Source organism: Saccharicrinis carchari, from assembly GCF_900182605.1.
GTDB lineage: Bacteria > Bacteroidota > Bacteroidia > Bacteroidales > Marinilabiliaceae > Saccharicrinis > Saccharicrinis carchari.
This window is the reverse complement of sequence record NZ_FXTB01000026.1, coordinates 1-3,185: the sequence shown is the minus strand read 5'-3', so window position 1 is coordinate 3,185 and position 3,185 is coordinate 1. Positions and strand designations below refer to the sequence as shown.

3 protein-coding genes are annotated in these 3,185 nt (G+C 31.3%); all 3 read left to right on the top strand.

Annotated elements, in window-relative coordinates:
• The first annotated feature begins 453 nt into the window (after nt 1-453).
• The 3 genes from FN809_RS17610 to FN809_RS17600 all read left to right on the top strand — a co-directional run bounded on the left by FN809_RS17610 (nt 454) and on the right by FN809_RS17600 (nt 2,950).
• The gene (locus FN809_RS17610; protein WP_142534860.1) at nt 454-699 is read left to right on the top strand and encodes a hypothetical protein; all 246 of its coding nucleotides are present in this window, start codon (nt 454-456) and stop codon (nt 697-699) included.
• A gap of 241 nt (nt 700-940) precedes the next feature.
• Nucleotides 941-1,621 carry a hypothetical protein gene (locus tag FN809_RS17605; RefSeq protein WP_142534859.1) on the top strand — a complete coding sequence of 227 codons (681 nt, stop codon included), beginning with the start codon at nt 941-943 and terminating at the stop codon, nt 1,619-1,621.
• A gap of 159 nt (nt 1,622-1,780) precedes the next feature.
• On the top strand, nt 1,781-2,950 hold the full coding sequence (locus FN809_RS17600; RefSeq protein WP_142534858.1) for a tetratricopeptide repeat protein: 1,170 nt from the start codon (nt 1,781-1,783) through the stop codon (nt 2,948-2,950).
• The last annotated feature ends 235 nt before the right edge of the window (nt 2,951-3,185 follow it).

Here is a 3,185-nt window from a genome sequence, read left to right as displayed (position 1 = left end):
AGGTTTTTAATCGGAGTGTTGTAATTTTAATAAACATATCATTAACTTGAAAACTATGCAATTCGGAATGTCCAACGCCACATACACTCAACGTTGGCACCCATTAAAAAACAATAAGCAATGAGACTTCCAATTTTCTTCACCACTATTGGGACTATTATAAATATATTATTTAGAAGGCAAATAGAAAATTTTGAATATTTGAAAGAGGTTCTTTTTATCACTTTTATAATATCACTATTGTATTTACTAGCGAGGAGAATTAGATTAAAAAGAACTCATCTTATTCTTAGGAATATGCATGACTTTGCGATACAAATAACTTGCATAGTTTTATCTCTTTTTTTATCAATATTCTTATTTAAGCCATGGATTAATGGCCTTCAATATTATTACTTCGGAATTTTCATGACTGGTATCTTTTTAATTTCAGGACTTATATATGAGAATTCAATGCAAATATCATTCGAGAATAAAGAATTAGAAATTAAAAACTTGTTTAATAATGAAAAACGACGCTTCCTTTCTATAGACAAAATTGAAATTGACCATTCAATTGTAAGAATCATTGACAAAGAAACTTTTGTGGAGATTAATGGCTTTAGAAACAATTTAAAGGATAATAAGAAGCTGCACGATTATTTGACAGAAAGAATAAGTGAGACGGAGATAGAAATAACGGGTGCCAACAAAAGCTAATACGTAATGCGGAGTCTGGTGTTTTTGGAAGTTTGCAGGTTGTTTTTGGGCGCCAAATTTTCGTTCCGAAAATTTATTAAGTTTAAGGTAAAATTTCAAAACGTAAATTTGGCTATGTGCAGTTTGGGAAAGGAAGCTATTTTAATCTCCGCACTACGCATAGCTAAACCGTTGGGCGGCATTTATCCCATTAACTGAGAAACATACAATTAAAGTCTGTGCGGAAATAATCTATAATTGAATGAAATTAAAAGACAATAATAATACTATGAGATTAACACTAGGCCTTTTATTGATTTTTACTATTACGTCATGTTCTTCAGGAATAAAAACGGAATTATCAATTAATTGCTTATGCAGTGTTACTGAACATTATTCTATCAGCACTGATTCAGAAGATAACAGAACGAAAGAATATACTTTTACGAATAGTCCTATATTCAAGCTAGGGGTGCCCAAAGAGTATTTTGCTACAAGCTGTGCTATTCTAATTAATAATAATTCAAAAATTGATTCAACAACAATTCTCAAAATAAACCTTCTAAAGGACAAAGGAGGGAGTAAGGAAAACACATTTTTCAGATATGATATATATGAATTAGGGGACATATCGCCTAAATATTTTGAGATGCTGGAAATAATGAATCATTTTGTAGAGAGTATTTACAGTGCTCAATATCAGGTATGTCATCAATATATTGGATTTGAGTTTGACAAAGACAATTTTGATACAGTTATGAATCAGATTAAAGAAGGCCTTGAAAGGGGTTATGTTGATACTAGAATTATAGGATTTGATAAACATAAGGACAACTACAGTATTTATGGGGGAATATATACGGAGAATAAGATTCTTGATTTGTTTACTATGAAATTTAGGGAAACGGCAGATGGTTTGAAAATAACCTCTTTCAAGTTTTAAATAAAAAACGACCGCCCAACAATGTACAAAAATAATAGCCGAAATAGCAGTGAATTCAAGGGTTACAGCCCGCTTTGGCCTTTCTGTAGCTTGAAAAGTTTGCAGTCCGCAGTCGGCTACTATTCTTGTACCGAACGTTACCACACATTAAGAAGAACAATGAAAGTACATATAACATTAACAATTATTCTAACATTTCTGGTTGGACTTTTAAATGCTCAAACTGTTGAGGAATTATACAATAAAAGAGATTTTAAGGAACTGATAAAGTTTGCTGACAAAACGGAAGAGTTAACAAAAGAGCAATTGTATTGTGTTGGATATGCTTTTTTTCAACTGGAAAATGATAAAAAGGCTATTGAAATGTATGACAAAGCAATTGCCAAAGGTTTAGATGACGACTATATTTATCTATACAAAGGACTTTCATTAAGATATGACCAACAATTTGATAAAGCAGTTGAAACATTTAAAATCGCTATTGAGAAAAATCCTATTGGACAAAAAAATTATACCGAATTAGGCAACACATATTATTATCAAAAGAAATATGACTCTGCGTTAGTATATTTCCGCAAAGCAAGAGAAATGGAGTTTGAACTTGGCGACCCATATTTTAAAGTTCCTGATGTTTACCATATTCAGCAAGAATTTAAGAAAGCACTCGAAGAATATTATATAAGTGCGTCTTTAATAAACAAAGAAGACCCTACCTATGTAGAGATTTTAAAATCAATTGGCTTATTAGAATATGCCGACACTAAAAATTACCCAAAATCAATCAAGGCATATTCAGAAGTACTTTCTATTGTTCCTAATGAATATAATTTATATGCAAAGTTGATTAAAGCATATTACGCAAACGAAAATTATGTGAAAGGAGATAGCCTTTTCAGTATTCTAAAAACCAAATATGAAAACAATGAACTGCCAAAAGAAATGGAAGAAATTAAAGGAGAAACCGTAGATGAATTTACTTGGAATAGTCAAAGAGTTAGTGCTATGAAATATTATAAAACACCGACTGAATTTGCTGAACCAATTTATCAATTCTTCTTGATAGACAAAACAGGTACTAAAGTTGAAAAGAAGATTTTAACAGAGAAAACGTCTTTTGACCTTGATGGGACTATACATATATTGTGCGGAATTGATAAAGAAACAGGAACTCATTATACCTATCCGATTGGTTGGAAAACAGACGAAATAGATTATAAAAAACTTAAAGAATATGTAATCTTAATATTAGAAGGAGAACTTAAATCTCAAGCTTCTTCAAATTTTTCAAGTGGAAATAAGAGCAAGAAAAAAAAGAAAAAGGGAAAATAACGTGTGGTAACAATGTATATAAAAAATTGGCGAAATAACAGTAAAATTAAAGCTTTGGATTCGAATCAAACTTTGTGCTTAACCGAAAATGAAGTGCTTCGAAATCGCCTACTTTTCATATACTAAACGTTAACTGCAAGGTAAGCGTCCGAGCAAGTACACCTATTTTATCTGATACATTTTAAGTACCTGTTGCTATTACGCTCTGGGATTCCAGTTTCCCGGCAGTAGCTCA

What these genes read in the sequence shown, in the direction of transcription:
- FN809_RS17610 (WP_142534860.1), top strand. Translation starts at nt 454, where the DNA reads ATGCAAATATCATTCGAGAATAAAGAATTAGAAATTAAAAACTTGTTT.
- FN809_RS17605 (WP_142534859.1), top strand. Translation starts at nt 941, where the DNA reads ATGAAATTAAAAGACAATAATAATACTATGAGATTAACACTAGGCCTT.
- FN809_RS17600 (WP_142534858.1), top strand. Translation starts at nt 1,781, where the DNA reads ATGAAAGTACATATAACATTAACAATTATTCTAACATTTCTGGTTGGA.